Raw genomic sequence first — 12,793 nt, 5'->3', positions numbered from 1 at the left:
ACCGCGAGCCAAGACGCCCCCACACCGGAGCAGCGCCTAGTGCGCGCAACGCCGTGCGAAACGCGTTGAAAGGGGCGGCGTGAACGAAGTATTGGCGCGAGCCGGCATATTCCAGGGGATCGCCCCTGATGCGGTCGATGCCTTGGCCCACCACCTGCAGCACGTAGCCTTCCCGCGCCGGCGAACCGTCTTCGTCGAAGGCGAGCTTGGTGACGACCTCTTCGTCATCTTGTCGGGCACGGTCAAGATTCGCCACCAGATGGCAGACGGTCGCGAAACCGTCTTCGCGGTGCTGGGCCCCGGGGACGTGTTCGGTGAGCTGGCGCTGTTCGACCCCGGCCCGCGAACCTCCACGGTGATCACCCTGACCGAGGTGAAGGCCGTCAGGATGGACCGTCACGCCCTGCGGATATGGATCGTCGAACGGCCCGAAATCGCAGAACAGCTGCTCCGGGTGCTGGCCCGCCGACTCCGCCATACCAACAACGCGTTGAGCGACCTGATCTTCACTGATGTCCCCGCGCGGGTGGCAAAGCAAATCCTCGACCTGGCAATGCGATTCGGCACCAGCAACGGGGGCTCGGTGCTAGTCGAGCACCACCTCACGCAGAAGGAACTCGCGCAACTCGTGGGGTCCTCGCGTGAAACGGTCAACAAAGCGCTATCCGACTTCGCGCAACGCGGATGGATCCGCCAGCAAGGCAAGGCCCTCATCATCGACGAACCCGCGAAACTGGCTCGCCGCGCGAGGGCATAACGGCCTGTAAACACTTTGAAGCCTAGGTGATCGACCAAAATTCCAGCAGGGTCCGTAGCGTCGCGACCAGGGGCAGCGGTTGGTCCAGCATGGGATGGTGACCAGCCAGGGCCAACTCCACGAAGGGGCCACGCAGCTGAAGCAGGGATCGGATCCGTTCGGCCATATCCGGCGGCACCAAACCGGCCTCGCAGCGCAAATAGCCTACGCGGCAACGCATCGCGGCCAGCATGGTCTCCAACGACTCCTCGTCGGCGGGCGTCGGCTCGAGAAACTCACCAGCGAAGATGGCCGGGTCGAACTTCCAGACCCACCCACCGTCGGTTTTGCGGATCGACTCGCCCGCTATGTGTTGCCGAACGAAGGGCAGGATCAACTCCTGCGAAGGCACGGCCGTGAAGCGGGCCAGGATCTCGTCCCTCGTCTGGTAACGAGTGTGTTTGCGCCTGCGCAGTCGCCCTTCCTCGGGCGCAGGCTCCCACAGCGGCGAGTCGATCACCAGCATGCTGTTGATCTGCTGGCTGTAGTGCATCGCCGCGGTGGACACGACCCAACCGCCCATGCTGTGGCCGACGATCGTCGGCCGTCCGGCGGGGCCCGCGGTTGCCGCGGCCGCCATCACTTCGCTTGCCCAGGTTCGCAGGTCGTACCTGCCGCGCGATTCGCTGTCACCATGCCCGGACAGATCCGGCGCGATCACCCGATGAGTGCGGGCAAAGAACGGGGCGATGTGATCCCACCAGCCCGAATGTGCTCCGCCGCCGTGGACGAGGACTACCGGAGGCTGGTCAGCGGCGCCCCAAACGCGCAGGTGTATACGGCAACCGCCGACGTCCACGTCGCAGTGCTCTGGCTTGTGGTCGAGCGCCGTGGTGAACCACGATGGTGTGATCGGCATCTGGCGCGAACGGGCGAACAGTTTATCGACCTCCGTATGCGAGGCTCAAACGCGTTGCCTTAAAATGGCTTTCGCTCGGAAGCAGCCAATCGCGGTTTGCCTGGGGAGCAATTGCGGAACTCAAGAATTCGCCTCGGCCAGCCGCACAGTGACGGTGACAGCGCCCTTTTCGTCCTGCGTGGCGACGGCGTGTCCGGCGCGTTCGGTCTCGTCCAGCCGCAGGGTCAGGGGCCCGCCGGTGTTGAGGAAGTTGCGCCACCACGTCTTCGCTTCGGGCATGCCGACACTGATCACGATGTCGCTGCCGGAACGTCGGTAGGACACCGGGATGCTGTAGGTGCGCCCAGAGCGTCGGCCCGTGTAGGTCAGCATCGTGATGTTGCGATTGATAAGCCCGCCAAAGCGACGGGAGTTGGCCAGAGCGGCTATCGGCGCGTTGAAAACGGGCGCGGCTCGCATCAGGAGGCGGCCGAGTTTGTTCGGACCCACAGGGAAAGTATCGCAGCAAATTCGCGAGTTGTTGACCGCGGCAAATCAACGGGATGCCGGCCCGATGGACATGGAGGTAGCATCCGGGGCGCCAGATGTTCTGGCCGTTCCCGTGAACGAGGAAGAGGGCGCTGATGACTGCTGCTGTCGACCCTTCGGCGCCGCCGAGCGGTATGGGCTGCGTCGAGTGCGATGAGGCCGGTGGTTGGTGGGTGCACCTTCGGCGTTGCGCCGCTTGCGGACACATAGGTTGCTGCGACGACTCGTTCTCTCGTCATGCGACCAAGCACTGGCAGCAGACCGGGCACCCGATAATCCGGTCGTTCGAGCCGGGCGAAGACTGGTTTTGGAACTACGAGACCAACGACTACTACGAAGGCCCCCGGCTGGCACCGCCCCAGTGCCGTCCCGAAGATCAGTCGGTCCCCGGCCCGCGCGGGCGGGTGCCGCATAACTGGTTCGAGCTGCTGCGCCATCGAGACGGCTGACGGAGGTCGGCCGGCCGGTGTGCTGCCCGCCCAGCGGAGCTCCTGGCTTGTCCACCTTTCGCCCATCCGCCGCAGCGCATCTGTGACAATGCACCCTGCGGAATATTCGACGGAGGCGTGGGTGAACTTCGACAGTGGGCGGCGTGACAGATCACGGCAGGTAATCACGGCGATGGCAATCCTTCTATCGGCGGCCCCATTGACCGGCCCCGCCACGGCCGGCGCCGAGGCGCAATTGTGCAACCCGTCGAGCGTCGATGCGAATCAAATGTGCCATTTTGCTGCCTCAGGCCCGTTGTCGGACATCAGCATGGTGTTTCCGGCCAACTATCCCGACGAGCAGACGATGATCAGCTATCTGACCAAGACCGATGACGATTTTCGCAACGCCCGCGGACCGCTGAACACGTTGAAATCGCCGACTGCGCTGAAGGTTAACGGTATTCGATACAGCTCGGGCTCCCAGGCGACGGGCACCCAGTCGGTAGTCACCGAGATCTATCAGAACCTCGGCGCCGCTCACCCGTTGGTCTGGTACAAATCGTTCAACTACAACCTGGCCAATCAGCAGCCGATCACCTTCGACACCTTGTTCCAACCGGGAACTCAACCGATGCAGGCCATCTTGCCAATCGTGCAGAAGACCCTGGCCGACCGGTATCGGGCGAGGGTGTCAATTCCGCCGGCCACCGGTCTAGCGCCCTCGAACTACCAGAGTTTCGCGATCACCAGTGACGCGATCGTGTTCTTCTTCGACCAGAACGCGCTGCAGCCGGCAATGGAGGCCACACAAGTGTCGGTGCCGCGCAGCGCGCTCGCGCCGATGATCAGTCCCGACATCGCGTAGCGGGGCGACATAATGACGCAACTGGGGGAGGCATCTTGACAAGTGGTGACCAGCGAGCCGATGAAGACGCCATTCGTGCGCTCATCGATCAGCAGGTAAAAGGTTGGGCTGCAGGCGATCCAGCGGCCTATGCTGGCGTCTTCACCACGGACGCTGATTACATCACCTTTCTGGGCAGCCATTACGTGGGGCGCGAAGCGATCGCGTCATCGTATGCTCCGCTATTCCGACGGCTCCTCAAGGGAACACGGCTGCTCATAGACATCGCCGAGATCCGTTTTGTCACACCCGATGTCGCGCTGGTCCGCGCGAACGCATCGGTAGTCAAAAGGGCGCGGCGGCCTAATCGGCGCGGCACCCGCGTGAACATCAGTGTCGCCGTACGGACGGGCGGCCGCTGGCAGCTCGCCGCCTCGCAGAACACGACACACCGGCGGGTCGCTGAAGCACTTATGGCTAAATGGTTTTCCTGACCATGCCACCCGACTAGCGTTGTTTGGTCATGAGGGCACGAATGGCGACAGCGGAGGATGCCGATGCGGTGGCGGAAATCTATCGGCCCTATGTGCGCGACACGGCGATCTCCTTCGAGACGATGGCCCCAGAGGCCGGCGAGATGCGGTCGAGGATCACCACGACGCTCGCGCGCGTACCCTGGTTGGTCGTCACCGATGACGAGCGCGTCACGGGGTTTGCCCATGCCAGCCCACATCGAGTGCGCGAGGCCTACCGCTGGTCTGTCGATGTGTCGATATACCTGAACGAATCGGTTCACCGTCAGGGACAGGGCCGCCGGCTCAACACCGCACTGTTCAATGTGCTTGTCGCGCAGGGTTACATCAATGCCTACGCGGGTATTGCGCTACCCAATCCCGCCAGCGTAGGGCTGCACGAAGCGCTGGGCTTCACACCAGTAGGGGTTTTTCACGGCGTGGGCTTCAAGCACGACACATGGTGGGATGTCGGCTGGTGGCATCGCCGGCTGGTCGACCCACCCCCCGCCCCGCCCGAGCCGCTGCCGTGGTCCCAGCTGTCCGATCAGGCCCTCGACGCCGCACTCGCGGTATGCACCTTATAGCGGACCAGGGAAGGACCCAGCTCTCCTGATCGCACCGCCTGCGCAACAACGGTTTACGGTAGGTCAACCTTGCTGGCCAGCCAGCGGCCGTCCACCTTCTCCATGGTCATCTTGACTCGGCTGCGGTCCAGCTGCGGTGCCGGCACCGCCCCATTGCTCACCGACTGATCGACGAACAGCACGACGTCCACCTTGTCCTCGGAGGCGGACTGAACCGCGGCGTCGACGACATTCCCATGCGCCGCCGCCTTGTTGTCGATGAGCGTCTGTCGCAGCTGGGCGCTGGATTTGGTGTACATGTCTTTGAATTCACCGGTTGATCCGTCGAGAACATCGCTGAAGTTCTTGTCAATCGCATTGGTGTCCACACTGGTCAACGTCACGATATACCTCTTGGCCGCATCGAGTGCCGCTGCGGCGGCAACGTCTTTCTGGTGGTGCTGAAACACTAGCCAACCCTCGTAGCCCGCCCCCGCCAGGACGATGGCCAGCACGCCGGCAGCAGCCCGGCGAACGACGTTGACGAGGCGGTCTTTTCGGCGAGCCGGGTCCGCACCGTCAGCGGCATCCTCGTCGTGGCCGGGCGCATCGTCGGGCTCGGCGGTATCCGCGTCGCCGCTGTCGGTATCGGGCGAGGCGTCGGCCGGCGTCGTATCGTCGCCGGCCTCATCGGTTTCGGGCGCTGCGCTGGCGGCCGGATGCGTTTCTTCATTGCCGATCCCCTCCGCGGCGACGCGGAAGCGACTCACCAACCAGGTTCCCGGGTTGGCGATTGTTCGTAACGTTGGGCGATGGTTCATCAGTCGCATGCGCCAGAGTCGCGCAGCGCGTTCGCCCAGCCGGTGGCCGCGACGATGTTCGCGTGTGTGACTCCTGACGGATCCTTTCTCTTGATGCTGTCGCTGATCCGCGATAGTTGAAATGCCAAGTGGGTCATCGATTCGCCGCCATACACCGGCGAATACGGCCCGAAATTATCGGGCTGGTTGGTGATGATCAGCGGCTTGACGCGTGGTGCCAGAAAAGCCGTCGACTTGTCGATATTGGCGACCACGGTGTGAGCGTTCCCCTGCACACTACCGACCGAGTAGTCGTCATGCTGATCGCCGAGGTACCGGTTGAAGTCGTTGATCTGGCCCATCAGCGGATCGAATTGCGCCTTGAACCATTGGCACGAGTCTGACATTCCGCCGATCATCTCCGGTGTCACCCGCGCCGTGAACGTGTTGTACGGCCAGATGGTGAAGTTCGGTGACCAATCGCTGGGTGCCGGGGTGAACACCGGCAACGGCGGCGGAGGCTGGCCCGGATCGGCGGCGGCCTGGCCGCAGAGCGCGATGGCGGCCGCGAGTGCCGACCCGGCGCACGCTAGGTCGCTGCGTGCCAGTCGCAACCTCGTCAGATCCATCCGCTCTTCCCCAAGCAATACGATATCCCGCGGTCGCCGAATACCGAACTGCAATTTTTTAGGCCAAATGCCGATTAACTTCGGCCCGTTGGTAGGGAATCTTCGCGCGAAGTCGGCAAGGCGTCAAGGGGCTGCTATCAGGCCCACACCGCGAATGACCACAGGTCATTACGTGCATTCCGGCGTATTCTGAACCATAAGACCGGCCCAACGCTCAAAGTCAAACCTTCCGTATTAGCTGAGTAGCCGTTAACATAGCCGCCCGTGGGGGCACACCGCGCATACACCTCGGGGCACATCCGGCAATGACGGCCCAGGACGACCGCTCGCTCACCGTCGACCGAGCGCCCGACAGCGTGGCCACCATCCAAGAGTGGTCCGCGGGTTACGTGGTACGGCACCCCCTGGCCTCGCTCAACACCCTCGGCGAGCAGTACATCCTCGCGATACGCACCATCGAGTACTGCATCGTCGACCTGTTCACCGGTCGCTTCCAATGGGCCGAATTCATCCGCCAAGGCGCATTCATGGCTGCCACGGCGGTGCTGCCGACGGTGTTGGTCGCGTTGCCGATCGGGGTGACCCTTTCCATCCAGTTCGCCCTGCTGGCCAACCAAGTCGGCGCGACCTCGCTCGCCGGAGCGGCCAGCGGGCTTGCGGTGATCCGCCAGGCCGCGTCACTGGTGGCCGCGGTACTCATGGCATCCGCCGTCGGGTCCGCCATCACCGCCGATCTCGGCTCGCGCACTATGCGCGAGGAAACCGACGCCATGGAGGTCATGGGCGTCTCGGCAATTCGCCGCTTGGTCGTTCCCCGCTTCGCCGCGGCCATCATGGTCGGGGTCGCGCTGACTGGAATCACCTGCTTCGTAGGGTTTTTGGCCAGCTACCTGTTCAATGTCTATTTTCAGCACGGCGCGCCAGGAAGTTTCGTGGCGACATTTTCGTCCTTCGCCACCACGGAGGACATGGTCGTCGCGTTGCTCAAAGCCGTTATCTACGGCGCGATTGTGGCGGTAATCGCCTGTCAAAAAGGGTTATTCACCAAAGGCGGGCCGGCTGGCGTCGCGAACTCGGTGAACGCGGCGGTGGTGGAATCGATTCTGGTGCTGATGCTCGTCAACGTCGGGATCAGTGAGCTCTACAACGCGCTGTTCCCCAGGACGGGACTGTGACATGACGGCCTCCCCCTACGTCCCCACCCTGGCCCGGCCGATTGTGGGTGCCTATCGGGCGGCGGCAGCCCCCACCATGCGGTTGGGGCACATGCTGCTGTTCTTCGTAAGGGCTGTCCTTGCGGTGCCATCCGTATTGCGTCAATACCGCACGGAGTTCCTGCGACTGTTGTCGAATATCGCCTGGGGCAACGGCTCGATCGTCGTCGGAGGCGGCACCGCGGGCGTCGCGGTGGTACTCGGTTTCACCGCGGGCGCCCTGGTGGCCGTGGAGGGTTACAACTTCCTCAATCTTCTGGGCTTGGGCCCAGCGACAGGCATCATCTCATCGCTGGTCAACACCCGCGAATTGGCACCGATCATGGCCTCGCTGGCGTTCGCGATGCAGGCCGGCTGCCGGTTCACCGCCCAATTGGGCGCCATGCGCATCGCCGAAGAGATCGATGCCCTGGAATCGCTGGCCATCCGCCCCATTCCGTTCCTGGTCACGACGCGGCTGATGGCCTCCGTCATCGCGGTGATCCCGCTCTACATCGCCTGCCTGGCGGTGACCTACCTGACGTGCCAAGTGGTCGCCGAGGTGATCAGCGGTGGATCCGTCGGCCCGTACCTGCACTACTTCACGATGATGCTGAGCGCCAAGGATATCGCCTATTCGGTGCTCAAGTGTGTTGTCTTCGTCTGGCTTTCGTCCACTGTGCAGTGCTACTACGGATTCTATGCCGCCGGTGGCCCCGAGGGCGTGGGCGTAGCCGCCGGACATGCCATGCGGGCGAGCATCACCGTCGTGATCATGGTCAACATGCTGCTCACGATGGCGTTATGGAGCATCGACGCCGGCGCGAGATTCGGTGGCTGAATGCCCAATTCACTGGATTTTGACGGGCGGGGCCCTTCCGACCAACAACTGCTCGGCATGGGTGTCGCCGTGCTGCTGATAGCCGGACTGATCACGGGCAGCCTGCTGATGAAATCCACCGGGCGGCTCAACGACTACATCCGGGTGGTCGCCGAGCTGACGAACGTGGGCGACGGATTACCCGCCCGCTCGGATGTGAAGTATCACGGGCTGCTCGTCGGCGCCGTCGACAATGTCGTCCCGGCGACCTACGGCAAACCGAACTACGTGCACATCAACCTCAAACCCGAATACGGCAAGGACATCCCAGGCGCGGTGACCGCGCGGGTGGTGCCGAGCAATGTGTTCGCGGTGTCGTCGGTACAACTCGTCGACGGCGGTCCGAGCTCGAGCATCCGCAGCGGTGCACGCATCCCCGAAGACCTTCAGCTTTCGACCGTGATCTTCCAGACCACGATCAGCAAGCTGCGCGACATCCTCGCCGCGACCGGCAGGGGCCGCGAAGACCACAGTGTGGGCATTCTGGCCGCCGTCGCGGCCGCTACCAACAACCGGCGCGGCGCGCTGCTCACCGCGGGCGCGCAAATGACTCGCGTGCTCGATGAGCTCAACGGCATTGTCACCACCGACCCCGGACCATCCACAGTGTCCGCGCTGCTGGATGCCACTCGGGGCCTGCAGTCGACAGCGCCCGACCTCGTCGACGTCTTGCACGATGCGGTCAAACCGATGCAGACCTTGGCCGAAAAGCGTGAGCAGTTCCGGTCTTTGGTCACCGGTTCGCACCACACGTTCGGGGTCGGCCGACAAGCTTTCGACAACCACACCGATCAGCTCATCGACATGACCCAAAACCTCACACCCGCCCTGGGTGTGTTGGCACTGCACAGCGACAAGTTCGTGCCGATCTTCACCAGGTTGAACCGGTTGTCCGACAAGTTCTTTCAAGAGGTATGGGATCCTGAACTCGACACGGGAAACATGCGGGTCAATCTCGCGCTGACACCCAGCTACACCTACACCCGGGCCGATTGTCCGCGCTACGGCCAGCTACTCGGACCGAGCTGCTATACCGCCCCGACGATCGCGGTCCGCCCCGACCTGCCCGAGGTGCTGTTGCCGCAGAACTACCACCCGCCCGCGGATCTGGCGCCGCCCCCGGGCACCCAAATCGGGCCCGACGGCAACCTCGTCGCGGTCGGTCCACCGCTGTACAACCCCAATCCGAACCTGCAGGACCCCAATCCACCCTTGCCGTGGTGGCCCTGGCCTGTCGGCCCCGCTCCCCGCGTCCCGGGCACTGCCGACCCCGACGACGCCCCGCCGCCACCGCCGGCACCAAGCCCCGGTCCGTCCGGCGCGGTAGCACCATCGGGGTACGGCGGCAACGTCGGTCCCGTTGGCAGCCAACACGAGCGCGACCAGCTGGGGTTGATCACCGGCCAGGGAAGGCCGGCGTCGGTGGCGACCCAGTTGTTGCTCGGTCCGGTAGCCCGCGGTACGGCGGTCTCGCTCAAGCCCCGGCCGGAGCCGCAGCCACAGCGGCCGGCGGGTGGACCGAAATGAAAGTGCGTGGCCCGCTGATCGGTCTGTCGATGTTCATGGCGCTCGCGATCGCCGTGACGTGGATGGTGTACGCGACCCTTCGGCGCGACGTGGCCGGGCCGACCACCCCGTACGCGGCGATGTTCACCGACGTTTACGGGTTGCGGATCGGCGACGACGTCCGGATGGCCGGCGTGCGGGTCGGGCGCGTCGAAAACGTCGAACTCGCCGGCAAACTTGCGAAGGTCTCGTTCATCGTCGAAAACGATCAGCATTTGTATGGCAACACCGTCGCATCGGTGACCTATCAGAACATCATCGGTCAGCGATATCTGGGGTTGTCGCTGGGCGAAATCGGCAACCGCGGGCTACTGCCCGCTAAAAGCGTGATACCCGTGCAGCAGACGGACCCTTCCTTCGATGTCGGGAGGTTGCTCAACGGTTTCGAGCCGCTGTTCACCTTGCTCAATGCCAAGGACGCCGACGATCTGACCAAGGGGGTGTTGCAGTCGTTGCAGGGCGATCAGGCGTCCATCCCGTTACTGGTGGAGCAGACGTCGACGATCACCCGAACCTTGTCCGCACGCGATCAATCGCTGGGCGACCTCATCAGCAGCCTCACGAAGGTCACAGACACCGTTGCCCGGCAAGACGACGACCTCGATCACGCACTCGACCAAACGCGTGATGCCGTAGCCAATTTCGATGACCGCCGCGCATCGTTGCAGGACTCGGTGGGATCAATCGCCAAGGTAACCCGGCGGCTCTCGGCGATCGCCGACGACGTGGATCCATCGCTGAACGAGCTCATCACACGAGAGCCGGGATTCAGCAAGCACATGGCCGGCATCGAACCGCAACTGGCCTTCACCGGGGACAACCTGCCGCTGCTGCTCAAGGGTTTCGCACGAGCCGTCAGCGAGGGCTCCTACGGCAACGCCTACGCGTGCGACCTGAACGCCACCGGCTTCTTCCCCGGCCTCAACGACATCACCACCTTCATCGTCAACGCGGCCACACCGGGCAACGCCTATCCGATCACCACCAAGAACATGGGGTGGCACACCCCGCGATGCAGGAACATGGCCAATGGCTGAATCACTGAAGGCCCGATGGGCGCGGCGCCGCCCGCTCGAGTCGTACAACAGGACCTGGCTCGGGCTGGCCGGACTGGTAGTGGTCGCCGTTCTCGTCGCGGCGGCACTGGGTATCAAGCTGTTCGGTGTGGGTTACACCCACTACACCGCCGAATTCCTGCAAGCCGCCACGCTGCGACCCGGAAACCCCGTCACCATCGCCGGCATCGAAGTCGGACAAGTCACCAGCATGAAGCTCGACGGCGATCACGTCGAAGCCGGATTGAGCGTGCGTGACAACGTCGCGCTGGGCAAGGACACCCGCGCGGTGATCAAGGTGATGACGATCCTCGGTTCGCGCTATCTCGAGCTGGTGCCCGACGGCCCAGGATCGTTGCCGGGCAAGACGATCGGCCTCACCCACACGGAGGTGCCCTACGACCTGCAGTCGCTGCTCGAGGACGCGACCACCACCTTCGAGCAGGTCGATTCCGACCAGTTCGCCCAGTCGCTCGGGGTGCTCGGCAAGCAGCTCGGCGGCGTGCCGCCGTTGATTCCGCAGGCCGTCGCGAATCTACAGACGCTGTCGACGATCACCGCCGACCGGCGGGGCCAGCTCGGCACGCTGCTGAAAAGCACTGAGCGAGTGGTCAATACCCTACGGCGTCAGCAGACCAATATCGGACACCTGATGGATCAGGGACAGGACCTGCTCGGACACCTGGTCGCGCGCGAGGCCACCTTCCACGCCATGTTCGCGGGCCTGACGGACCTTGTCGACCAGCTCGACAAGATCGTGGTCAACAACCGGCCGATGCTCGACGAGCTGTTCGCCAACTTGCACCAGCTGACGAACATGGTTGGCCAGCACGTCGACTTGCTGCGCAATCTTTTGCAGGCCGCGCCGGTGGCGCTGCGCGGCCTGACCAACGCCACCGGCTACGGCCCGGTCGTCGAGTTCAACCTGCCCAACGGGCTCGCGATCGATTCATGGATGTGTGCCATCAGCGGTAGGGCCAAGGAATTCAAGATGATCCAGTACTTCAAGGACTGCAAATGATCTCCGGCAGGCGCAAACTCATCGCCGTGGGCGCCGCGGTTGCGGCGGTGGCCGTCGTCGCCATCGGGGTGGCCGGCCACTACGTCAAGTCACGGCTGAACACCATGACGGTGACCGCGCAATTCGACAGCGCCGCCGGCCTTTACGAAGGCAACGTCGTCGCGGTCCTCGGCATGCCGGTCGGCAAGGTCAGCAAGGTCACGTCCAAGGGCAGCTACGTCGAGGCCGAGCTGACCATGGACAAGAAGGTGAAGATCCCGGCCGCCGCCCGCGCGGTCACCATCACTACCTCCATCCTCACCGACCGGCAGGTCGAACTGACCCCGCCCTACCGGAGCGGCCCAGTGCTGAAGAACCATGACACGATCGGACTCACCCGAACCAAGACGCCCGTGGCCTTCGACCGCGTACTCGACATGCTCGACAAGGTGTCCAAATCGCTCAAGGGCGACGGAAAGGGCGGCGGACCCATCGCCGACCTGACCGACTCCGCGGTCGCCATCACCGACAGTAACGGAAAGAAGATCCTGTCCGCCCTCGACGAGCTCTCCAACGCCCTGCGGCTCAGCTCCGAGCGGGGCGGGACCACCCGCGAGCAGTTGACCACGATCATCACCGATCTCAGTTCGATAACCGAGGCCGCCGCCCGCAACGACACCAAGGTCCGTCAATTCGGTTCGACGACACGCCAACTCAGCCAGATGCTCGCCGACGAGAAGTTCGGCGCCGGTACCACGGGACGCACCATCAACAGAATCCTCGAAGAAGTCACCACTCTGCTCGAGCAAAACCGGGACAACCTCAAACAGGCGGTGCGCAACGGCGACACCGCCGCCAAGACGATCGTCGAGGATCAGCGGGGGGTATCCGAAATGCTCGACGTGCTCCCGATGACGTTGGAGAACCTGTACAACACCGTCGACCAGAACAACGGCGCGATACGGGTGCACGGACTGCTCGACAAGGCCCTGACCGACAGCCAGTCGGCCAAGGAGCTCTGCAATCTCATGCACCTGCGCCAACTCGGCTGCAGCACAGGCACTCTGCAGGACTATGGTCCCGATTTCGGCCTGACCTACATCCTCGACGGTCTCTCGGCGATGGGGCAGTGAT

General features: G+C 63.7%; 15 protein-coding genes. 11 read left to right on the top strand and 4 right to left on the bottom strand.

The window, feature by feature from the left end; translation table 11 throughout:
- Window positions 1-79 precede the first annotated feature (79 nt).
- Window positions 80-757 (top strand): Crp/Fnr family transcriptional regulator, encoded by a 678-nt coding sequence (locus tag A5753_RS18250; RefSeq protein ID WP_067131160.1) that lies wholly within the window; start codon window positions 80-82, stop codon window positions 755-757.
- 22 nt (window positions 758-779) lie between these two features.
- Here A5753_RS18250 and A5753_RS18245 read toward each other — a convergent pair whose 3' ends face one another.
- Entirely contained in the window at window positions 780-1,655 is an 876-nt protein-coding gene (locus A5753_RS18245) for an alpha/beta fold hydrolase (protein WP_082971372.1), read from the bottom strand.
- Window positions 1,656-1,775: 120 nt separating this feature from the next.
- On the bottom strand, window positions 1,776-2,114 hold the full coding sequence (locus tag A5753_RS18240) for a nitroreductase/quinone reductase family protein (RefSeq protein ID WP_067131376.1): 339 nt from the start codon (window positions 2,112-2,114) through the stop codon (window positions 1,776-1,778).
- Window positions 2,115-2,278: 164 nt separating this feature from the next.
- Here A5753_RS18240 and A5753_RS18235 point away from each other — a divergent pair, with 164 nt between their 5' ends.
- The 4 genes from A5753_RS18235 to A5753_RS18225 are packed head-to-tail and all read left to right on the top strand — an operon-like array spanning window position 2,279 to window position 4,557.
- Window positions 2,279-2,632, top strand: coding sequence for a UBP-type zinc finger domain-containing protein (locus A5753_RS18235; protein ID WP_067131152.1), 354 nt, complete (start codon window positions 2,279-2,281; stop codon window positions 2,630-2,632).
- Window positions 2,633-2,651: 19 nt separating this feature from the next.
- Window positions 2,652-3,479 carry an esterase gene (locus A5753_RS18230; protein WP_231990106.1) on the top strand — a complete coding sequence of 276 codons (828 nt, stop codon included), beginning with the start codon at window positions 2,652-2,654 and terminating at the stop codon, window positions 3,477-3,479.
- 35 nt (window positions 3,480-3,514) lie between these two features.
- Complete coding sequence (locus tag A5753_RS24010; RefSeq protein ID WP_082971370.1) at window positions 3,515-3,952, top strand: SgcJ/EcaC family oxidoreductase; 438 nt, start codon at window positions 3,515-3,517, stop codon at window positions 3,950-3,952.
- A 41-nt stretch (window positions 3,953-3,993) separates the two neighbouring features.
- Entirely contained in the window at window positions 3,994-4,557 is a 564-nt protein-coding gene (locus tag A5753_RS18225; protein ID WP_067131150.1) for an arsinothricin resistance N-acetyltransferase ArsN1 family B, read from the top strand.
- 53 nt (window positions 4,558-4,610) lie between these two features.
- On the opposite strand, the gene A5753_RS18220 is transcribed toward A5753_RS18225, so the two are convergent.
- Both A5753_RS18220 and A5753_RS18215 read right to left on the bottom strand, forming a co-directional pair.
- Window positions 4,611-5,366 (bottom strand): Mce protein, encoded by a 756-nt coding sequence (locus A5753_RS18220; protein ID WP_067131148.1) that lies wholly within the window; start codon window positions 5,364-5,366, stop codon window positions 4,611-4,613.
- Window positions 5,357-5,965, bottom strand: coding sequence for a hypothetical protein (locus A5753_RS18215; RefSeq protein WP_067131146.1), 609 nt, complete (start codon window positions 5,963-5,965; stop codon window positions 5,357-5,359). The genes A5753_RS18220 and A5753_RS18215 overlap by 10 nt, the downstream gene beginning before the upstream one ends.
- A gap of 305 nt (window positions 5,966-6,270) precedes the next feature.
- On the opposite strand from A5753_RS18215, the gene A5753_RS18210 reads away from it, so the two are divergent.
- Genes A5753_RS18210 through A5753_RS18185 form a run of 6 tightly spaced genes read left to right on the top strand, consistent with a single transcriptional unit; the run spans window position 6,271 to window position 12,792 of the window.
- Window positions 6,271-7,140 (top strand): ABC transporter permease, encoded by an 870-nt coding sequence (locus A5753_RS18210; RefSeq protein WP_067131144.1) that lies wholly within the window; start codon window positions 6,271-6,273, stop codon window positions 7,138-7,140.
- Window position 7,141: 1 nt separating this feature from the next.
- Complete coding sequence (locus tag A5753_RS18205) at window positions 7,142-7,999, top strand: ABC transporter permease (protein ID WP_067131142.1); 858 nt, start codon at window positions 7,142-7,144, stop codon at window positions 7,997-7,999.
- The gene (locus tag A5753_RS18200) at window positions 8,000-9,565 is read left to right on the top strand and encodes an MlaD family protein (RefSeq protein ID WP_067131140.1); all 1,566 of its coding nucleotides are present in this window, start codon (window positions 8,000-8,002) and stop codon (window positions 9,563-9,565) included. It abuts the gene before it with no gap.
- Window positions 9,562-10,641 carry an MlaD family protein gene (locus A5753_RS18195; protein WP_067131138.1) on the top strand — a complete coding sequence of 360 codons (1,080 nt, stop codon included), beginning with the start codon at window positions 9,562-9,564 and terminating at the stop codon, window positions 10,639-10,641. Before A5753_RS18200 ends, A5753_RS18195 begins: the two co-directional genes overlap by 4 nt.
- Window positions 10,634-11,680 (top strand): MCE family protein, encoded by a 1,047-nt coding sequence (locus A5753_RS18190; protein ID WP_067131135.1) that lies wholly within the window; start codon window positions 10,634-10,636, stop codon window positions 11,678-11,680. Before A5753_RS18195 ends, A5753_RS18190 begins: the two co-directional genes overlap by 8 nt.
- On the top strand, window positions 11,677-12,792 hold the full coding sequence (locus A5753_RS18185; RefSeq protein ID WP_067131132.1) for an MCE family protein: 1,116 nt from the start codon (window positions 11,677-11,679) through the stop codon (window positions 12,790-12,792). The genes A5753_RS18190 and A5753_RS18185 overlap by 4 nt, the downstream gene beginning before the upstream one ends.
- Window position 12,793: the final 1 nt, after the last annotated feature.

Source organism: Mycobacterium sp. 852002-51971_SCH5477799-a (assembly GCF_001667145.1).
Lineage (GTDB): Bacteria > Actinomycetota > Actinomycetes > Mycobacteriales > Mycobacteriaceae > Mycobacterium.
Note: the sequence above shows the minus strand (reverse complement) of the source record. Positions and strands in the feature narration are given on the sequence as shown.

Bases quoted from the DNA above. Each gene is read 5' to 3' on its own strand.
- A5753_RS18245 (WP_082971372.1), bottom strand. From the start codon at position 1,655: ATGCCGATCACACCATCGTGGTTCACCACGGCGCTCGACCACAAGCCA.
- A5753_RS18240 (WP_067131376.1), bottom strand. From the start codon at position 2,114: ATGCGAGCCGCGCCCGTTTTCAACGCGCCGATAGCCGCTCTGGCCAAC.
- A5753_RS18235 (WP_067131152.1), top strand. From the start codon at position 2,279: ATGACTGCTGCTGTCGACCCTTCGGCGCCGCCGAGCGGTATGGGCTGC.
- A5753_RS18225 (WP_067131150.1), top strand. From the start codon at position 3,994: ATGGCGACAGCGGAGGATGCCGATGCGGTGGCGGAAATCTATCGGCCC.
- A5753_RS18220 (WP_067131148.1), bottom strand. From the start codon at position 5,366: ATGCGACTGATGAACCATCGCCCAACGTTACGAACAATCGCCAACCCG.
- A5753_RS18215 (WP_067131146.1), bottom strand. From the start codon at position 5,965: ATGGATCTGACGAGGTTGCGACTGGCACGCAGCGACCTAGCGTGCGCC.
- A5753_RS18210 (WP_067131144.1), top strand. From the start codon at position 6,271: ATGACGGCCCAGGACGACCGCTCGCTCACCGTCGACCGAGCGCCCGAC.
- A5753_RS18205 (WP_067131142.1), top strand. From the start codon at position 7,142: ATGACGGCCTCCCCCTACGTCCCCACCCTGGCCCGGCCGATTGTGGGT.
- A5753_RS18200 (WP_067131140.1), top strand. From the start codon at position 8,000: ATGCCCAATTCACTGGATTTTGACGGGCGGGGCCCTTCCGACCAACAA.
- A5753_RS18195 (WP_067131138.1), top strand. From the start codon at position 9,562: ATGAAAGTGCGTGGCCCGCTGATCGGTCTGTCGATGTTCATGGCGCTC.
- A5753_RS18190 (WP_067131135.1), top strand. From the start codon at position 10,634: ATGGCTGAATCACTGAAGGCCCGATGGGCGCGGCGCCGCCCGCTCGAG.
- A5753_RS18185 (WP_067131132.1), top strand. From the start codon at position 11,677: ATGATCTCCGGCAGGCGCAAACTCATCGCCGTGGGCGCCGCGGTTGCG.